The following is a 21,353-nucleotide window of genomic DNA, read 5'->3' on the forward strand; positions in this document are numbered from 1 at the left end:
ATATAAATGGAGGGCGATTGTATTGAAGAAAAAAGTTAGTAAAATAATTGCAATTGGATGTGGTGTTGGTATAATAACAGCTAATTTAATGCCAGCCTATGCAAATGATAATACTTCTTCTATAAATGAAGTTGATAATGCTACCTTAAGTGACTCGACTAAAAGAACAGCTGAAAAAGAATTTTTAACTGCTAGAGATGCTGTCAGTGCAGCAATTAAAAATAGTGAAAAATTAAAAATGAAATCAGAAGAAATAAAAATGTTAAAAGAAAAACTAGAAGTACAGGATGAATTTGATAGATATTCTGAAGGTAATAATTCATTTCCATACGACCAAATTGGACTTCTTAAAAATCAAAGCGAACAGGCCAAATATTTTATGGAAGACCAAATAGCAAATGATATTACTAATAAGTATAATGATTTAGTATCAAGAGAAAATGAGTTAGATAAAATAAAAAATAATCTTGAGATAAAAACTAAAGAAATTAAAGATATGAAACTAAAAAAGGATTTAGGTCTAGTGACATCATTAGAAACTGAGTCAGCTGAGCTTGAACTTCAGACGCTACAAAATACTCAAAAATCTAAACTTCAAGAACTAAAAAACAATCAAGATTATTTTAAGTTGTTGACTAATATAAATTTAGACAACTATCAATTAGATAAAGAATACCGTTTTGAGTCTTTTAGAGTAGGTGGTTCAGTTGATTCATACATGGAAGGTAAGGTTAATGAATACTTAAAGTATGACCAATTGATTTTAGAACGTACAGAAGAAAGTTTTAATGATGACGATGAAAATAAGGCAGATTTACCAGATAGACCTAATCTTACAAGACCAGTTGCTCCTACAAAACCAGAACAAGGTAGTTTAACTGATGACCAATATAAAGTTCTTCTAGATAAGTACAAGAAAGATTATGAACAATACAAAAATGCAGTTGAAGCATACAATCTTGAAAGACAGACTTATGCATCTGGACTTACTACATATGCAAATTATCTTCAACAAAAATATAATACTGAAAATGGCTTAGTTACACTAGAGGATAGTAAAAAAGCTCTAAAAAAAGGCTTGATTGATAGCTATGCACAATTACTTGCTTTAGAAGATACAATTGGAACAACTAAAAAACAGCTTGAATTATCGGAAAAACAATTAAAAAATACTAAGCTAAGATATGACTTAGGATTGATTACTCTAACTGACTATAAAAAACAAGTAGTAAGCAATGAAGATGCTAAAAATAGCTATGATACACTTATTGTAAACTATAATTCATTAAAAAATGGTATAGAAAAGCCATGGATACTTAGCGATGGAGGCAAAAAATAATACTGTTGTATAAAAGCATTTATTTACTAAAATAAATTTGCTCAATAAAATAGAAAAAGAGTTGGCTTATTATTAGTTCAACTCTTTTTCTATTTACTAAAATATTATTGATTCTAAGAACACATATATTCTTCACTACAAAATAAAGTCTAAAGCTTAATTTAATTACTTCTTATCAAATGTTTCATCTATTTTACATCTGACCATATTAACAAATTCTGAAATATTATATCCTTTCAGCTTACATCCACATTTAGGACAATAGTCCAACTTCCTAGATACTAATGCTCTACAGCTAGGTTCTGGGCATCTCATTTTAAGACTCTCTTCTACTACTTTAAATCCACATCGTGGGCATATACTACCTGGACGTGATGATACTTCTTTTCCACATTTAGGACACTTTGTCAACTTTATCCCCTCCAGTAAACTCAATTTAATTATTGGTTGAAATTTCTCTCTTACAATAATGTATGCAACATAATTAAATACGTTTCACCTACTATAATATAAATTAGTTTTTTTATAATAATATAAAATAAAAATCCCCTATACTCAATTTACAAATACTCTATTTGATACATTGATGTATAGGAGATATAATATTTTAGTTTAATTATATATATTTATAATATATTATTATCTAGGGTTTTTTATAGATGCTTGAGCTGCTGCAAGTCTAGCAATTGGCACTCTAAATGGTGAACAAGATACATAGTTAAGTCCTACATTATAACAGAACTCTACTGAAGATGGTTCTCCACCATGTTCTCCACATATTCCTAGTTTTAATTCTGGTTTAACTTCTCTACCTAATTTAACTCCCATCTTAACTAACTTACCAACACCATTTTGGTCTAGTACTTGGAATGGGTCTTTTTCTAATATTTCTTCATCTACATATTGACCTAAGAATTTACCAGCATCATCTCTTGAATATCCAAATGCCATTTGAGTTAAGTCATTAGTACCAAAACTAAAGAAGTCTGCTTCTTGTGCTATTTCATCAGCTGTTAAACAAGCTCTAGGTATTTCTATCATAGTACCTACAGTATAAGGAACTTCTACTCCTTCTTCTTTGATTATAGCATCAACAGTTTCTACTATCATTTTTCTTATTATCTTTAACTCATTTACTTCTCCAATTAATGGAACCATTATTTCTGGAGAAACTTTAACACCTGCTCTTATTGCTTCTATAGCACCTTGTATTATTGCCTTAGATTGCATTACACATATTTCAGGATAAGTTATTGCAAGTCTACATCCTCTGTGCCCAAGCATTGGGTTAAATTCATCTAAATCAACTATTCTCTTCTTAATATCACTTACTTTTATTCCCATAGTTTTTGAAAGTTCTTCTATAGTTTCATCATCATGAGGTAAGAATTCATGTAGTGGTGGATCTAGTAATCTTATATTAACTGGCTTTCCATCCATAACTTTGAATAACTCTACAAAATCTTCTCTTTGCATTGGTAATATTTTTTCAAGAGCTTTTTCTCTTTGCTCTACTGTATTAGACAATATCATTTCTCTAACTGCTGGTAATCTGTCTTCATCAAAGAACATATGCTCAGTTCTACATAGACCTATACCTTCAGCACCAAATTCTATAGCTGCACGAGCATCTCTAGGATTATCTGCGTTAGTTCTAACCATCATACATTTATGCTTATCTACCCATTGCATTAATTTTTCAAAGTTTCCAGTTAAAGAAACTTCTGTTTTCTTAACATCTCCTAAGTAAACATTTCCTGTAGAACCATCTATAGAAATGTACTCTCCTTCTTTTATAACTATATCATCAAGAGCTCTTACTTCTTTATTAAACTCATCAACTTTTATTTCTCCACATCCAGCAACACAACATTTACCCATACCTCTAGCAACAACTGCTGCATGTGATGTCATTCCACCTCTAGCTGTAAGAATTCCTTCAGCCTTAACCATACCTTCTATATCTTCTGGAGATGTTTCTAGTCTAACTAAAACTACTTTTTCTCCCTTTTCATTTGCTTTTACTACATCATCAGCATTGAAGTAAACTCTACCACTTGCTGCACCTGGTGATGCTGGTAAACCTTTTGCTATAACTTTAGCTTCTTTTAAAGCTTTATCTTCAAATTTTGGATGTAATAACTGGTCTAATTGATTAGGCTCAATTCTCATTATAGCTTCTTTTTCATCTATTATTCCAGCTTCAACTAAATCAACTACTACATTTATTGCTGCTGCTGCTGTTCTTTTACCATTTCTAGTTTGTAATATATATAATCTTTCATTTTCTATAGTAAACTCTATATCTTGCATATCTTTATAGTGACCTTCAAGTATATGAGTAATTTTTACGAATTCATCAAATACAGCTGGCATTACTTCAGCAAGAGTTGATATATTTTGAGGAGTTCTTATACCTGCAACAACATCTTCACCTTGAGCATTCATTAAGAATTCACCAAATAATTTATTTTCTCCTGTAGCTGGATTTCTAGTAAATGCAACACCTGTACCACTAGTTTCTCCCATATTACCAAATACCATTGATTGAATATTTACTGCTGTTCCTAAATTATGAGCTATATCATTTAATCTACGGTATACGATTGCACGAGGGTTATTCCATGATCTAAACACTGCCTCTATAGCAAGCATTAATTGCTCTTTTGGGTCTTGTGGAAAATCACTTTTTATTTCTTTTTTGTATATTGCTTTAAATTCTTTTACTATTTCTTTTAAGTCATCAGTTGTAAGTTCTGTATCAACTGTGTATCCTTTTGCTTCTTTTACTCTATCTAGTACATTTTCAAATTTGTATTTTGGCACTTCCATAGCAACATCAGAAAACATTTGTATGAATCTTCTGTAACTATCATATGCAAATCTTTCATTTTGTGTAGCTTCTGCTAGACCAATAACACTATTGTCATTAAGACCTAAGTTAAGTATTGTATCCATCATTCCTGGCATAGAGAATACTGCACCAGAACGAACTGATACTAGTAGTGGATTTTTATTGCATCCTAATGTTTTGTTTAAATCTTTTTCTAAAGTAGATAGATGTGCTTCTATTTCTTTTATTATTTCTGCTCTTATACTTTCATTATTAACATAGTAGTCATTACATGCCTCTGTTGTTATAGTGAATCCAGGAGGGACAGGTAAGCCTATCTTAGTCATTTCTGCTAAATTGGCACCTTTACCTCCTAGTAAAGATTTCATGTCTTTGCTTCCTTCACCAAAACTATAAACATACTTAGTTTCCATTGTTAAATCCCCCATTAATCTTTTTTATTTTAATTTATATCATTTTTATTATTAAACATTTTATTAAATTTCTATTTCTTTATATATTTTTAGACCATTTTCCTTCATTATGTCTAAAATTATACCTGCAGTTTCTTCAATTGCTTTATTTGAAACATTTATTACTGGGCATCCAATTTTCTTCATTATTTCTTCTGAATAGTCTAATTCTTGAAGTATTCTTTCTAAGTTAGCATAATTAGCTTTACTAGATAGCCCTAAAGCTTTTAATCTTTGAGTTCTTATTTCATTCAACTTTTCAGGTGAATTAGTAAGACCTATTATCTTCTTAGTTTCTATTTCAAATACTTCTTTAGGAATTGGTATTTCTGGAACTAATGGTACATTAGCTACTTTTATATTTTTATTAGCTAAATACATACTTAAAGGAGTTTTAGATGTTCTTGATATTCCCACTAAAATTATGTCTGCTTGAAGAACTCCTCTAGGGTCCTTTCCATCATCATATTTTACTGCAAATTCTATAGCCTCAACTCTCTTAAAGTAAGATTCATCCAATTTTCTGATTATACCAGCTTCTCTTTTTGGTTTTCTTCCAGTTCTTTTACTTATTTCCCTTAATATATCTGTCATCAAATCTATACAACTAAGACCTTCTCTTTCGCAATATCTTTCAACAATACTGCATAGCTCTTCATCAACTAATGTATATACAATCAAAGCGTTTTCAGCTTTTGCATTTTCTAGTGTTTCAAGTAATACTCCCTTATTAATCATATATGGAAATCTTTTTATTTCATAAGTTTCATTTACATAAAATTGTGACATACATGCTTTTGCAACTTGTTGTGCAGTCTCTCCTACTGAGTCTGATACTGCATATATAATTAGGTTTTTCACCAGCATACCTCCTTAATTGTCAACTATTTCTAAAAATAGCTTAGTTATGTTGGTTTTTGATATTCTCCCAACAACTCTCATATGGTTTTTGTCTTCTTCTTTATATTCAACAATTGGAATCGAATCTACCTCATGTTCTATTATTTTTTTTGAAGCCAATAAAACACTTGCTCCCTTAGTCAAAGTAACTACATTTGGAGTTCTTGTCATTATCATACCTATTGGCATCTTATTTATATCAGAACCTCCTATAGTTGCTTTTAATAAGTCCTTTCTAGAAACAACTCCACATAATTCTTCATTTTCATCTATAATAACTATACTCCCTACATCAGATAAAAACATAGTGACTATTACATCATATATACTTTCGTCTTTCTTAGCTAGTACAGGCATGCTCATTATATCTTCTACTGTTTTTTCTTTTATACTTTTACCAATTAAATTAATTTCACTAACTCCTGAATAAAAATATCCAACTTTTGGTCTTGCGTCTAGTATTCCTGTCATTGTTAATATAGCTAAATCAGATCTAAGTGTAGCACGAGTCACATTCAAGCTGGAGGCAATACTTTCACTCGTTATTGGTTCATTTTCCTTAACTATATCTATTATTTTTAGTTGTCTTTCATTAAGCTGAATAATAATCACCTTCTTTCATTGTGCTATACTTTTTATCTTTTCGTATCTTATATAGTATATTATATAACTATATATACCATTCTGTAAACAGATTTTTTATTGAATACGATATATTTTTTACCAAGTTCTTTTGCTTAAAGATATTTATTGTATATTAATGGGGGATATTTCTTTAATTAATAGAACTATATTAGTATTACAGTTAATATTATAATACATAATTGGCTATTTTAATTCATTTTATATTAAAATTTTTAATTATATTATCTTAAATATGAATATAAAATTGCAGAATTAATTTAAATTAAACCTACTAGTAAGATTTTTAACTGTAAACAAACTATAAAATAAGATTTATCAAAACACTCTCTCAAAAAATATAAAAAAATTTAAAAGGGCTGATTTTAAAATAACCATCAACCCTCTTTTAAATAACATCTATATTATATTATTATACAATAAATTTTATCCAAATATTTTTTCTTGTAATTGTCTTAAATGATATAAAGTAGTATCTTTTTCTATCTCTACCATATCATATGTTATAACTTCACCCTTTTTAATATCTTTAATAACTTTAGTCTTTTTACTGATTAAACCAATAGGTACAGCATTCATTTCTTTTGCAACATCATATTTTTCTATAGTGCCATAGCATGTATATGCACCATATCCATCCATATACTCACCTTTTTTCAAGTCTTTCTTAGCTATAGTCATAACTTCTGCAACTAATCCAGCTTTAGGCACTATTGTAGCCTTATGCTCTAAAACTGCCATTGCTGCTGATAAAGGAGTTTCTAAACTGCATAAATGATATGGTCTATATAATATGTAATTAGGTCCATCACCCATACTTAAGTATTTTAATTCATCATTAACTGCTTTTAATTTATGAGCAACTACAACGAAAACACCAGGTGCTATACCATTTACAAAATCAACTACACCATAATTATCTAATACTCCACCTTCGCTTTTTAATGCATATTTCTTAGGTACTTCATTAACTGTAGCTTCAATACCATGCCCACCTCTTACATCAGGTACAAATCCAGTTGCATTACACATTAAAGCCATTTCTACCATTGTTTTAGTACCTTCTTTAAAAGAAGCTATCATATGAGGTGAAGCTCCTTTTCTTTCTGCTTCTTCTTTTACAGTATCAGGATTACAGTCTAAATCTAGTTTATTGTTTTTACCTTTACCTACTACTCTAACTTCAAATCCCATTGCATCTGCAAAATCAAATAGACCCATTACTGCCCCTGGTTCATCTCCTGCAGAACCTGTAAATATTACTCCTGCGTCATCTGCTAATTTTTTAAGTATTGGACCAACAACACAATCAGTTTCAGCGTTTAACATTACTATATGTTTTTTATTTAAAATAGCATTTAGTGCTATTTCTGCACCAATTGCAATACCTCCTGTTGCATCTATAACTACATCTATTGACTTTGTTTTGCAAGCCACAAGAAAGTCATTACATGTTAATACTTTTCCTTCTTGTAATTTTAATTCTGCATCTGTTTCATTTGTTACATTATCTATGATTTCTTCTTCTATACCTGCATCAGTAAATGCTTTACGAGCTAATTCTAGATTTATATCTACAACAATAGATGCTTCCATTCCTTTCATATTTGCCATTTGACTTACCATTCCATTACCCATATGACCAGCACCTATAAGAGCTACTTTTATTTTTTTACCTTCTTCTTCTAGCTTTGCAAGTTTTCTGTTTAAATCTAACATATCAATTCCTCCTGTTATAATAATTTTATTTTTCAAATTAATAAATAGTTATTAAATCTCCAATCTTTATATCTGGTTTTCCAATTTCTACATGTATTTCTCCAGGTAAATTTACTTTATCTTCTCCATCAAATTTAATTGTACAGTGACCAATTTCTCTAAGAGTATTTTGAGCAATATCACCAACTGAAACTATACAATAATCTCGATTTCCTATTGTAAGTGTATCCCCTATTTCAACATTACTTTTTAATGTTGATATTGAATGAATTACAGATATATCTTTCAAATCTTCATCATTAATAGTTTCATCGTATATAATAAGACAGTTGCTTTCATTTATTAATTCTTCAACTAAACTGCCTATCCCACTTATCTTAACTTCATACTTCATGATATCCCTCCTGATAATTTATATTAGATTAATTAAAAGAAACATTTATTTTTTCTTTTATAAATTTTATAGCTTGTACAATACTTTCTTCATCTTTAAATTTTTGCTCTGCACTATATATGTCCAATCCTTTTATATCTTCAATCTCTTTAAACTTAGCCATCACTGTGCGACCTTTTAAAATTTCTCCACACTTTATAAATCCCTCTGAATCTGAAGATATAATAGCTATACTTCCTTTAGAAAAATAACTTTTCTTTTTTCCTGTAGACACTATATCGCCCATTTTTTTAGCTTTATTTAAGGCTTTGAAATATAGTTTATTCTGATTCATTACAAACAAAGTATTTAAAACATAAACAACAAATAAAATTATAAGTAGTTTCATATTTACACACCTTTCATAAATTAATTTGTTTTTTTAGTCCTATACAAAACTTATATAATATTCTCAATCAATACTTTTTTAAATTCTACAAAGCTTCTACATTTACTTATCTTATTTGTTAATTTTACATTTTGTCCTATCTTTAAAACTTCTTCATAAATCTTTACCAATAAATCTGAATCCACCTTATCCTCACATGGAAACATTGTCATAAGTATTATTTTTATACTTCTATTTGCATAAAATATTGGCTCTTCTAAAACCCCAACTGCCATTAAAAATTTATCTGACTTTTCATTTACAGCATGAGGAAATAATAAACCTTTATCAAAAACTGTAGGAGATTTTTCTTCTCTTTTGATTATATTTTTTCTAAAATTATCATCAATACATCCCAAATCCATAAGATTGTCCATCATTTTTTCTAATGAATCAAGTATCGTTTTTTCATTTAATATCATAAATTTATTTTCATTTAACAAATTATTTATTAGTAAATTTGGAGAATCAGTAGTATCTATGTTGCCTTCTCTTAAACATAATACGGTCTTTAATTGTTCCCTCAATTTATTTTCATCAAATATTGTATTGATTTTTAATACTATTGTATTTATATTTGATGTATCTAAATCAATAGTTGTAAAAACTATATCGTATTCATCTAAATTAATGTTTCTCAAATTAAAACTTGAAAGAGTATCAATTTTAGGATTATTTCCTATCAATTTTTCAACTCTTATTTTTAATAGTTTTGCTGTTCCAAGACCTGTCCCACATATAATTGCTATTTTCTTAATTGAATAAAATCTACTACTATTTCTTTCTAAGTATCCACTAAAATGAATTGCTATATAACCAATTTCATCCTCAGAAACTTCTAGATTATATTTTTTCTCTATTACTTTTCCTGCTATTTGTGCCAGCTTAAATGGAAGTATATAGTTTTGTTTGATTTCTTCTAACAATACATTTTTTAATTTTATATTAAATAATAGCCTGTTCAGTGTAAAACTAAGATGATATCCAAGTCCTACCCTTAACTCATCCTCATTTATAAAAATACCCATATCAACATATATCTGATTGAATATGCTTTCCATTAAATCATCAATATTTTTATTTATTCTACTACTATTTAAAGCACATTCTGATGCTGGTGCATTTCCACTTACTAATGGTATAGTTAAATAAATAATTTCTTCATCATTTAAAATATATTCAAATTTTTCTGATAAAATATTCTTTATTTCCCCAGCAATAAGATACTCATCATATGACTTAAGTAAATCAAATTTTACATCATACTCTTTTACTATCTTCTGTTCTTTTACTCTATACATCAAAACTACTATGTAATTAAAAACTTCTCTGAGCATTTCATCTGTAACATAAAAATTATTATTTTTAAATAAAGTCAATAATTCTTCTTCTAAACTTGCAATTTCTTCTTTTTTGATACATTTAAAGTACTTAGAATTATTTAAATCTTTTCTTGAATCTTTATACAACTGATTTAATATAAGTAACCTAATATCAAGTTCACTACCATGTAATTTCATTCCTGTATTTTGCTTTTTTACTAAATTCAAATTATAAGAATTTAATACCTTTTCTACATATTGAAAGTCATTTACTAGTGTAGTTCTTCCTATACACATCTCATCTGCTAGACTATCCAGTGTAATAAATCCATCTAGTTCTATCAAATAATTTAGTATAAACTCTGCCCTCTCTTCCTTTGAATTTAATGAAAATACACTTTTTTTATTCACATCAATAATCTTATTGAGTATTTGCTTATCTTTTATCTCTAGTTTATAGCCTTGACCTTTTATATATTTTATTATTGCTATGTTACTTCCTAAATCTTTATTCAATTGCTTTATATATGTTCTGACACTTCTGGTTGTAACATTCAATTCGTCTGCTATTGAATCAATACTTACAAACTCTTTTTTACTACACATAATCAATATCTTGAATATTTTACGGTCAATAGAAGGAATTTTCTCAGTTACATTCATTTTGCATCTCCTCCTTGATTTCATTCTAGTACAAACTTGAAACCAAATTAATACATAAAATTTCACTTTGCTAGAGGAAAATTTAGTATTAATCCAAATCAATAATCACTCCTAATTAATACTACAAAAGCTAGTCTTTCATTAACTAAAATTTTGACTAGCTTAAGTTTACATTTACAATTTTATTAATTAAGTTTAAATCTCATAACAACATAAAATACTATCTTAATGCAAATATTGCAACGCCATACGCAATAATTACAGATATTGGCCCAGTTATTAAACGAGAGTAAAATAATGCTGGTACTCCATATTCCACGGTTTCTGGTTCTGCTTCTCCTAAACTTAATCCTACTGGGACAAAGTCACAGCCAGCTTGCCCATTTATTGCAAATAAAGCAGGAAGTGCTAAATATGCTGGTATTGCACCAAGACCAATTTGTGTTCCTACAAGAGTACCTACTACCTGTGCTATAACTGCTCCAGGACCTAATATAGGTGATAAAAATGGAAGTGTACAAATTATTGATATAACTAACAAACCACCAATGTTTCCTGCAAGTGGTGATATTACCTTTGCAATCCAATCACCTAACCCAGATGCCAAAATAATTCCCATAAGCATACTTACAAATGCCATAAATGGTATTACATTATTCATTATCATTTGGATAGTATCTCTACCCGCATCATAAAACTTTGATACTACTTGTCCTGCTCCTTGCCCAATAGAAAGTATTATGTTTTTCTTCGCATATTCTTCTTGAGCTTTTGATTTTACTTCATTATAATTATCAGGCTTTCTAATAGAACTTTGACTTTCATTTTTATTTTCTTGAGATTTTTTTTGTGTTTCTTCACCATCTAAAATACTTATGCAATTAATATTAACATCTGATACATAGTATTCTTCAGTTATAAATTTTGCTAAAGGCCCTGTTTTTCCCACTGGATTTACATTAATTGTAGGTATTTTCTTCTTTGGATAAACCCCACACCTTGCTGTTCCACCACAATCAATAATAACTACTGCCACCTCTTCATCAGGAATCCCAGTTTTAAATCCATCTATAACCTCACAATCCAATAATTCTTTTATTTTTAATGTCACTTCATGAATACCACCAGCAGTCATTGACAATATTTTATTTCTAGTTGCTTCTTTTTTTATGTATAAAGGTCCTCCCCAACCAGAAGTTCCCTTTTCTATCTTTAATACTCTATTTGCATCCATTTTAAACCCCTCCTAAGCCTTATTTGTTGCTTTATTTTTTCTTGTTAAAAATGCGTACATTTTTTCTGTTACTACACCTCTTATAAAAATCACAATTAGACCAACTATAAAATACCATAATGCTAATGTAGTTGTTTCCTTACCTAATGTAGTTAAACCTGCTGAAATACCTAGCCATACAAAAAGTTCTCCTGCATTTGCATGTGGGAAAAGTCCTGTAATTGGATGTACAAATGAAACAGCTGCATCATAAAATCCTGCTTTATGTTCCTCTTTTAGAAATCTACCAAATGTATAACACATAGGATTTCCTAAGAAAAATACTGACACTAATGGAAGCAAAGTATATCTTGTAAAAGCATTTCTTCCAAGTTTAGAAGCCCATTTATTTACTCTTTCTTCACCAACTATTTTAATCAATGAGTTAATAGCTACCATTAAAACGATTAATGTTGGAAGAGTTCCTGATATAAGACCTACAAATTGTTCTCCTCCCTTTTGAAATAAACCAATAAACCACTCTGCACCTTTACTTAGACCTGTAATAACGTTTTCCATAAGATTATAACCTCCCTATAATTTCTTTAAATTTTTAATTTTATTGACTAGCTTTAATTCTACAAATTGCATCCTTTTTCTGTAAGATATACTATTATTATAAATGTTTTTCTTTGATTAATATCATTTTAATATAATATTTTTGATAAATTAATACATCTTTTTTCAACTTTGCAAAGGAAAAAGTTGTACTAATTAGAATTTTCAGAAATATACAAATTTTATTGTGACTATATTTTAAATTTTTCTTAGAAATTTAAGAACTTGTTTTTATTTATTTTATTATCGAAATTGTCGATAGCTACTATAAATAAAAAAATAGATGCTCTTTTCTGAGCATCTATTTTCTATTTCAACTTATTTTTAGTTTTATCTACAGTTATTTTATAGGTATACAAATATCAATCTGTGAATCTACATTATCAGGTCCTAAAAATCTTTCATCATATATCTCGAAATCATCTCTTATATCAATTTTTTCCTTTGTGCTTAAGAACCAAGTTCCCCATATATATTCATAAGTTTTATCTAGCTTGTCCAAGCTACCAGTATGAGTGAATACAGCGTATTTTCCTCCATCAATATTTTTTGAAACAAATAAACTTGGTATATTTTCATAGCTACTAACTTCAAGCCCTATTATTTCGTTAAATTCCATAGTTTCACTAAGTAGATGTATTTGTGGAGTTGCTTCACAAATTCCAAATGCTCTGTTTGATGGCAAAGTGTTTGGCACCATATTGTATATTTCTCTAAATTTTTCCCACAAACTAGGTAATGACTCATCTTCTAGTGTTACTTTTTCTTTTATACCAATTACTTTTATTGAATCTATCTCTTTTATAACTGGTTTGATTGTTACATTTTCAACTAAATGTTTCATAAAATCTAATTCTAGTTTTTTCTTCTTTCCAACAAATACATCTATTCTATTTTTTCTATATTCTATGGGACTGACCTTGTATATAGATTTAAATGCTCTACTAAATGCTTCTGAAGATTCAAAACCACTATCAATTGCTATATCTAGTACCTTTTTATCACTGTATAAAAGTTCTTTAGAACTATTAACTAATCTTCTTTTTTTTATATAACTTCCTACACTCTCACCAAACATAGATTTAAATAAACGTGTTAAATGATAATAAGAATATCCAGATTCTTTTGCTACATCATTTACACTTATATCTTCTTTTAAGTTATTTTCAATATATATTATAGCTTTTTCAAAATACTTTAAGTAATCCAAGGTTATACCCCTATTCTCTTTAATATTCTCAAGTATTATAATATTTTAAGTAACACTATTTTGTTTACTATACTAAAATATCATAAACAATGCAACATTATGTAGCACTTTCATTTTATTTTGTATATATAACTACATAGGATAATCAGAGTATTTCTTATTCAATTAATTTAAAAAAATCTGATGGTGATTTCTCTATATTTATATTTACAAGTTGTGTTGTATACTTAAAGTTATCATTTAAATAGTAACTATTCCAACCATTGTCTTCCAATCCACCCCATAAAATATTAAATTTTCCCATAGTTAGGTCCATAACTATACTTTTTAAAGTTCCAAAAAAATCATTATAATAATTACAAGATAGACCTTGTGGATATTTTGAAGTCAATAAATTAATTAAATCTTTCTCTCCAATCTTTTTAGAACTTTCTATATACTCTTTAATTAATTTATATCTATGAATAGAATTGCTCATTGATTGTGGTTCTAGTTTATGAAGTTCCTCAATATGGACATGATTTGTAGAATGCAAAAATGATTCCCTTTCACTTTCTGCCTTATTTATTCTATTTATGTCTTTTCTTCCATCTAAAGTTTCTACAAGTGCAATATTTCCAGACTTATCTGCAATCAATAAATTAATATTATATGCTATTGGCATGTCTTCTATATATACCAATGCTTCCTCTACATCCTTACAGTTTTCCAACAAATATCTAATAACAGCCCAAAATTGTAAACCTACAACAGCTGGCTTTCTCAGTCCCTCTGAATTACCTACAGGTAAACCACAAGATGACTGACTCACACCTAAACCACATTCATTCATTCCCTCAGTTCTACCAAACTGCATTACTGTAGTCCCAATATGTGCGTATTTACCAGCTACCTTAGTTTTGCATAATACAAAATCCTCCATCTTGTGTGAAAAGTCAAAATTACGTGCAAATAGTACATGACCATTTTCAGTTAATTCTGGTGCTAATGCAACTTGACTACAACCTGGTCTAAGATATGTCATAGTATAGTATAAAATTTGATTCTGATTTACATGAATAGCATCAGCAAAACCTTGTAATTCTTCATTAAGCCCTGGACAATATTTATCAAATAACTCCACCATATGATTTTCTTCTTCTTTAGTTAAAACATTAGATTTATTAATTTGTTCACCTATCAACTCTGGTATATTTACAATTGATTTTCCTAACTCATACCCTATTTCATAATTTGTACCACATAATTCGAAAGTTCTTACTTTTAAAGTCTCCATATTGTTTCCTCCTACATATATCTTGTATTTAATTTTATCATCAGAGCTATAACCTTTCATGATATTTTTTGCTATGATAAGTTAACAAATCTAAAAGGTCTAATAAGTACCAGATTTATATAGGATTATTTAAGTTTCTATATCATTTAAATCATATGATGTTTTTTTAATACTAGGCATAATACCTTTTTGTATTTCTTGTTGGGCTTGTTTTACTAGTGCATTATAATCATTCCCCTTCATTCTTTCTAAGTGTCATACATTTAGCAAATGTATTTCCTGTTTTTAAATATGTATATCCAGGCATTTCAAATAAAATTGGTTTTAATTTATCATAATCGATTTTGCTTTTTTCATTTAAAATTTCTTCAGCTGCATATGTATGACTTATTTTTAAGATAAAATTTTCAAATCCATTTGTTTCATAAATATCATCCACATAACATTCCATGTTTAGTTTTGATTCTTTTATTAGTGGTGCACCTTCGTCACCTATTTCGTATTCAAATACTTTTGATTTATCAATTTTACTTCCACTTACACAACCAACATAATCTGCTTTTGACAACATATACTCATCTACAATATTTACAGAAAGCACTTTGCTTTCTTTAATTCCTTTATTCGTATAATGTGATTTTGCTAAACTTACCATAATATGGTCATGTCCAATAATACCTAAATGTCCTACTAACATCCAGTTAGGTCTTTCATTAATTACTACTCCAACTACTACTAATGGTGTAGGATATAATCCTATTACAGAACCTAAATCTTTTTTCATATATAATTACCTCTTTTATTTTATTTTTTATATTGTATTCCCTTAACTCAACTTAAGGTCAAGCATTATTTTTTATATTCATGCTTTTCTTTCCACTCCTTAACCATTTTTTGTGTTACAGGGTCACACAGGTTATAGTAATTTTCAATTTTATACTCAACAACATCTAAACATTCTTGAAGTTTACTAATCTGTGTAGTCAAATCTTCCTTTACTTCCACCAATATTTCTCTACGTACTTCCTTTGTATTATCATCAGAGCATGCAAGTCGTACATATTCAATAATAGCTTCTAAAGAAGCACCTGCTTTTTTAAACTTCATCACAAACTCAATCCAATGAATAGCGCGTTCATCATAATCACGAATTCCAGATTTATTTTTAGGAATAGGTGGAATCAAACCAATCCTTTCATAATAACGCAAATTATCGACTGATATTCCAGTACGTTTTGAGGCTTCTTTAATTGTCATAAGCATCACACTCCTTATAATTATCTTTTTTTAATATACAACCTTAAGTTAACTTCAGGTCAAGTCTTTTTAAAAACTTTTTTTGTAAATTAAAAAAGTAAATCAAAAAGGTGAACTATATAAAGTTCACCTTTTATTTTAGAGACTATACTTAAATGTAATTTATTATATTATAAATTTTATAATTTAATATGTTCAATCCCAATATATTTTATTTTAAAATTATATAAATGTATTTTTTAACACTTTAAAAAGGACCTAAATTAATCTGTACTGCAATCATCAAAAATATAAATCCTAAAGCTAATTCCATAAGTATTATCTTTGATGCAAATTTAAACCATCTTGTATAAGGGATATGAGCAATAGATATTCCAGCCATAAGAACGCCTAGCGTTGGTACTATTCCATTTGCAAATCCATCACCCATTTGGTAAGCTAAAACTGCAACTTGTCTAGGTATTCCAATAACATCTGCAAGTGGAGCCATAAGTGGCATAGTTACCATAGCTTGACCTGTACCTGAAGGTATAAAGAAATTGATTACAGATTGCATAATCATCATTGCTCCTCCACTAAAAATCCTAGGAACATAATTTAACACTAATGACAATCCATGAACTATTGAATCTAAAATTACTCCTTGTTCTAATATAACTACTATACTAGATGCAAATCCTATCAAAATAGCTGGATATACCATCTCTTGCATCCCTTTTACAAATCCAGAGGCAATTTTATTTGGATTCATACCATAGACTATTCCACATAAAATTCCTAGAGCAAAGAAATAAGCTGATAAATCCGACATTCCTAAAGAAAATTTTACAATCAGTATCATCAGAACCAGTATTCCTCCAAAGAATGTAACTAATACTCTAATATTTCCAGAAGATAACTTATCCCCGACAGAAAACTCATCAATTTGCCAGTGACTATAATCAATGTCTGACACCAAACTTTTACTTGGGTCTTTTTTTATCTTTTTACAATAAAAAATTATATATGTAGAAAGTAAAATCATTGTACAAATCCAAAATATCCATCTAAACCACATACCTGAAAAAAGTGGTAAACCTGAAATACCTTGTGCTAATCCTACTGTAAAAGGATTAATAGTAGCTGAACCATAACCTGATGCAAGCCCTAACAATAAAATTCCTGAAGCAACTAATGCATCATATCCCAAAGCAATACATAAGGTCATCAATATAGGTAAGAATGCAATACATTCTTCATACATTCCTACAACTCCACCAGCTAGTCCAAAAGTCAATACTAGACATGTAATTATAATCTCACCTTTTTTACTTCCTTTACTTTTGGAGATAACTCTACCAATTAGGGCATCTAGTGAGCCAGTAGAATTTACTACACCAAATGCACCTCCAATAATAAGTACAAAAAAAACTGTTACAGAATTTTTTCCAAGCCCGCTTGGTATAGCTCTGAATACATCCATTATACTGACAGGATGTTGTTCTCCATATGTAAAACTTCCAGCTTGCACAATCATATTTCCAGTATTTAAATCTTCAACTCTATTATATGTTCCAGAAGGAACAATGTAGGTCATTATGGCTGCAAATATAATTAAACCTATCATCAAAACATATGCATCCGGGAATGCTAATTTTTTCTTTTTGATTTTACTCTTATTAGTCATAGCCTAATCCCCTTTGTTAGAATTTACTCTTCTTTCATTTTTTTTAGTAATTCTGGTTCTTCAAATAAACGTAATCCTGTCAAAGCTAATACTTTTATTCCATCAATTACTCTATCTTTTGCATATGGCTTTATAGCTGCTTCTAAAAATTCTTTTGTATGTAGTTCTTCACCATTTTCAGAGAATTTTATCAAAGGATGTATACATGGCATAATTTGACTAAGATTTCCCATATCTGTCGAACCTAATAATACCTGCTCATCGTCATCATATATACCAAATTCCTCCATAATGTTTGTAAAGATACCTGTTAAAACCTTGTTTGCATTTAAGCCTTGGCAAGTTGGCTCAAAATGGTAAAATTCAAGTTCACAGCCAGTAGCTATTGCAGCTCCTCTAGCACAATTTTTTACTTTTTCAACCACCTCGTCAAAGTAGTCTTGCTCTTTTGCTCGTATTTCTAGTCTTACTTTCCCCATGTCAGGTATTACATTTGCAGCAGTTCCTGCTTCTAGTATGATACCATGTATTCTAGTTCCATCTACCAATTGTTGTCTCAATGCATTTACATTATTATATAATAACACTACTGCATCCAAAGCATTTATTCCATTATATGGTTTAGCTCCTGCGTGGGATGCTTTCCCAGTAAATATAAAATCTAATCCTCCTATTGCTATAATTTCTGGAGTTACACAAGTTTTTGAGTTTGGGTGTATCATCATTGCAGCATCATAACCATCAAATACGCCATGTTCTATCAAGTAAGGTTTTCCATCCCCAGTTTCTTCAGCTGGTGTCCCAATTATACTTACCTCTCCTTTGTAAGTATCTAGTATACTTGCAAGAGTTATTCCAGCTCCAACTCCCATGGAAGCTATCAAATGATGGCCACATGCATGACCATTACCTGGAAGAGCATCGTATTCTGCTATAAATGCTATTCTTGGACCATCGCCATTTTTCTTTGTTGCTTTAAAAGCTGTTGCCATACCTGCCAAATTTTCCTCAACCTCAAAACCTTCTTCTCTTAGAAATTTTGATATTTTTTTAGCAGATTTATACTCTTGTAGGGCAATTTCTGGTTCATCATACAAAGATTGACATAGCTCCAAAATTTTTTCTTTCTTTAAATCCGCAACTTGTATTATTTTTTCTTTCATATCAATCTTACCTCCCATTAAAATTAATTTATATATTTATTCATATAAGATAAAACAAACTTATATTTATTACATTAAAACTATTTCTACACTTATAGTAAAACCTAGTGACTTATTCAACAGTACAAATTTTTCTATCCATTATTTTATCTATTAAAATAAATAATCTTACTATATATACTAACCTTTAAAATAACAGTTTTGAATATAAATATGTATTTCTACATGTATAAACCAAATAACTAATAAGTAAAAATATAAACATATGCATTAAAAATTTATAATTTATTATATTGAGTTTACATAACTTTAATATCTATTTTGAAAGTCCAATTAAAACGTCTATATAAAATACTATAAAAATCATTAATTCAATTTAACTTCTGCTCGTTCTCTTTTAAGCATCTATTTTCCCAAAATTCAGCATTTTTTATATCCAATTCAACAGGATTAAAATTTCTATCAGCTCTTTTTATTCCTAATTTTTTCTGTCTTAGGTAATCATAATATGCTTTTATAGCTGGCCTTTGAAGTGTAAAGATAGCAATTAAGTTTATATATGTTAAAACGCCTATACATATATCACCTAATGCCCAACTTGTAAGTGGTTCTATAAAACAACACATTGCTGCACATATTATAAGCATAAATCTACAGACATTTATTATATGCTTTTCATGTTTTTGTGCTTTAATTCTAGTTACCAAATAAGATACATTGGTCTCCATCATATATGAGAATGCTAATAATGTTGTGAAGGTAAATAATAATAAAACTATTGCTATAAAAATATCACCTAGTTGAGGATGTAATGTATTTATTGCACTCTGCACATATTGTGGACCTGGCTCTACACCTGGTAATACAGTTAAAACTCCTGTAACATTGTATTTTCCTGTTATTATAATCATAATACCTGTAGCCATACATATTAATAATGTATCCACATAAACAGAGAAAGCTTGAACTAATCCTTGTTTAGCTGGATGACTTACTTCTGCTGCTGCTGCACCATAAGTTCCAGAACCTTCACCTGCTTCATTTGAATATATACCTCTTTTAACTCCCCAAGATATTGCTGCACCTAACATTCCTCCAAACATTGAACCAAATCCGAATGCAGATTTAAACATAGTTATAATAGCTCCTGGAACTAAATTTATATTTACTATGATTATCACTATTGTCATGATAAGATATGCTCCACCCATTATAGGTACTACCTTTTCAGCAAATAAACCAATTCTTTTAATTCCTCCAAAAATTATTATTCCTAATGCAATAGAAGATGTAACTGCAATTGTCATTCTTGAAAATCCAAATGCTTGATTCATTGCTAAGTATAGAGTATTTGATTGCGTCCCAGGCATGAAAAATGTATAACTTATGATTGCAACTACTGAAAATAAAATTGAACATCTTTTCCATCCAAGACCTTTTTCAAAGTAATACGGAGGACCACCTCTGTACTGACCATCATGTTCATCTTTGTATATTTGAGCTAGAGTAGATTCTACAAATGCAGTCGCCGAGCCTAAGGTAGCCATTATACACATCCATACTAATGCTCCTGGCCCTCCCATTGCTATTGCTACAGCCACACCAGCTATATTACCAGTTCCAATTCTTCCAGCCATTGATGTAGCAAATCCTTGAAATGATGATATACCAACCTGAGAACTATCTCCTTCAAGTAAAAGGGTAAACATTTCTTTTATGTCTTTTATTTGGAAAAATTTTAATTTCAATGAAAAATACAATCCTATGCATAAGCACATTGCAACTAATACAGGTGACCAAACAATTCCATTAATGGTGTTAACTAAATCGGTCACTCAACTCACCACCATTCATTTTAATTTATAGACAATAATTTAAACAGCTATGTACTAATATTTTGTATAAACTTTATTTAACTCAACATATCTTATAGACTCATTTTTTATTTTATTTACCTTATTTCTATCTTTTAATATGTAAACTCCAACAATTATTACCAAAATTAAGAATATCAATTGATACATGAACATAAGTGTATAAATTTTTTAACGATATGTGCTTGACAGACAATCAAACAATATAAATTGAAATACATATAAGGAAAAGCCCAATACTACTACATAAATAGTACACTATTAATATGTAGCTAGATAATATATAGTTAGATTTCATAATTTTCTTATTTATCATTAGATATAAAATTGAGTGCAAATATCATCTATTACTAAAATCCATGTA

Annotated in this window: 18 protein-coding genes; 1 reads left to right on the top strand and 17 read right to left on the bottom strand. The window is 29.1% G+C overall.

Features of this window, described 5'->3' with window-relative positions; translation table 11 throughout:
- The first annotated feature begins 22 nt into the window (after positions 1-22).
- Positions 23-1,339, top strand: a complete 1,317-nt coding sequence (locus tag IC218_RS07600) for a TolC family protein (RefSeq protein WP_227824165.1) — start codon at positions 23-25, stop codon at positions 1,337-1,339.
- Between the two features lie 165 nt (positions 1,340-1,504).
- Here IC218_RS07600 and IC218_RS07605 read toward each other — a convergent pair whose 3' ends face one another.
- The 17 genes from IC218_RS07605 to IC218_RS07685 all read right to left on the bottom strand — a co-directional run bounded on the left by IC218_RS07605 (position 1,505) and on the right by IC218_RS07685 (position 20,950).
- Positions 1,505-1,750 (bottom strand): hypothetical protein, encoded by a 246-nt coding sequence (locus IC218_RS07605; protein WP_227432629.1) that lies wholly within the window; start codon positions 1,748-1,750, stop codon positions 1,505-1,507.
- A gap of 228 nt (positions 1,751-1,978) precedes the next feature.
- Positions 1,979-4,606, bottom strand: coding sequence for a pyruvate, phosphate dikinase (gene ppdK / locus IC218_RS07610; protein WP_227824166.1), 2,628 nt, complete (start codon positions 4,604-4,606; stop codon positions 1,979-1,981).
- 63 nt (positions 4,607-4,669) lie between these two features.
- A complete protein-coding gene (locus tag IC218_RS07615) occupies positions 4,670-5,512 on the bottom strand; it encodes a pyruvate, water dikinase regulatory protein (RefSeq protein WP_227432627.1) in 843 nt (280 codons plus the stop codon).
- Positions 5,513-5,518: 6 nt separating this feature from the next.
- Positions 5,519-6,157, bottom strand: coding sequence for a helix-turn-helix transcriptional regulator (locus tag IC218_RS07620; RefSeq protein WP_227432626.1), 639 nt, complete (start codon positions 6,155-6,157; stop codon positions 5,519-5,521).
- A 456-nt stretch (positions 6,158-6,613) separates the two neighbouring features.
- Entirely contained in the window at positions 6,614-7,906 is a 1,293-nt protein-coding gene (locus IC218_RS07625) for an NAD(P)H-dependent oxidoreductase (RefSeq protein WP_227432625.1), read from the bottom strand.
- Positions 7,907-7,943: 37 nt separating this feature from the next.
- A complete protein-coding gene (locus tag IC218_RS07630; protein ID WP_227432624.1) occupies positions 7,944-8,300 on the bottom strand; it encodes a PTS glucitol/sorbitol transporter subunit IIA in 357 nt (118 codons plus the stop codon).
- Between the two features lie 28 nt (positions 8,301-8,328).
- Positions 8,329-8,688, bottom strand: a complete 360-nt coding sequence (locus tag IC218_RS07635) for a transcriptional regulator GutM (RefSeq protein ID WP_227432623.1) — start codon at positions 8,686-8,688, stop codon at positions 8,329-8,331.
- A gap of 50 nt (positions 8,689-8,738) precedes the next feature.
- A complete protein-coding gene (locus tag IC218_RS07640) occupies positions 8,739-10,712 on the bottom strand; it encodes a BglG family transcription antiterminator (protein ID WP_227482827.1) in 1,974 nt (657 codons plus the stop codon).
- A gap of 220 nt (positions 10,713-10,932) precedes the next feature.
- Positions 10,933-11,946 (bottom strand): PTS glucitol/sorbitol transporter subunit IIB, encoded by a 1,014-nt coding sequence (locus tag IC218_RS07645; RefSeq protein WP_227482828.1) that lies wholly within the window; start codon positions 11,944-11,946, stop codon positions 10,933-10,935.
- A gap of 12 nt (positions 11,947-11,958) precedes the next feature.
- Positions 11,959-12,504 (bottom strand): PTS glucitol/sorbitol transporter subunit IIC, encoded by a 546-nt coding sequence (locus IC218_RS07650; RefSeq protein WP_227432620.1) that lies wholly within the window; start codon positions 12,502-12,504, stop codon positions 11,959-11,961.
- 379 nt (positions 12,505-12,883) lie between these two features.
- A complete protein-coding gene (locus tag IC218_RS07655) occupies positions 12,884-13,753 on the bottom strand; it encodes an AraC family transcriptional regulator (protein WP_227824167.1) in 870 nt (289 codons plus the stop codon).
- Positions 13,754-13,910: 157 nt separating this feature from the next.
- Positions 13,911-15,029 (bottom strand): C45 family autoproteolytic acyltransferase/hydolase, encoded by a 1,119-nt coding sequence (locus tag IC218_RS07660; protein WP_227824168.1) that lies wholly within the window; start codon positions 15,027-15,029, stop codon positions 13,911-13,913.
- Positions 15,030-15,258: 229 nt separating this feature from the next.
- A complete protein-coding gene (locus IC218_RS07665; protein ID WP_227824169.1) occupies positions 15,259-15,813 on the bottom strand; it encodes a flavin reductase family protein in 555 nt (184 codons plus the stop codon).
- A gap of 65 nt (positions 15,814-15,878) precedes the next feature.
- On the bottom strand, positions 15,879-16,286 hold the full coding sequence (locus IC218_RS07670) for a MerR family transcriptional regulator (protein WP_227824170.1): 408 nt from the start codon (positions 16,284-16,286) through the stop codon (positions 15,879-15,881).
- A 247-nt stretch (positions 16,287-16,533) separates the two neighbouring features.
- Complete coding sequence (locus IC218_RS07675; protein ID WP_227824171.1) at positions 16,534-17,952, bottom strand: YfcC family protein; 1,419 nt, start codon at positions 17,950-17,952, stop codon at positions 16,534-16,536.
- 23 nt (positions 17,953-17,975) lie between these two features.
- Entirely contained in the window at positions 17,976-19,115 is a 1,140-nt protein-coding gene (locus tag IC218_RS07680) for a M20 family metallopeptidase (protein WP_227824172.1), read from the bottom strand.
- A 371-nt stretch (positions 19,116-19,486) separates the two neighbouring features.
- Entirely contained in the window at positions 19,487-20,950 is a 1,464-nt protein-coding gene (locus tag IC218_RS07685) for an alanine/glycine:cation symporter family protein (RefSeq protein ID WP_227432613.1), read from the bottom strand.
- Positions 20,951-21,353: the final 403 nt, after the last annotated feature.

The organism is Clostridioides sp. ES-S-0005-03 (assembly GCF_020658455.1).
In the GTDB taxonomy this organism is placed as follows: Bacteria; Bacillota; Clostridia; order Peptostreptococcales; family Peptostreptococcaceae; genus Clostridioides.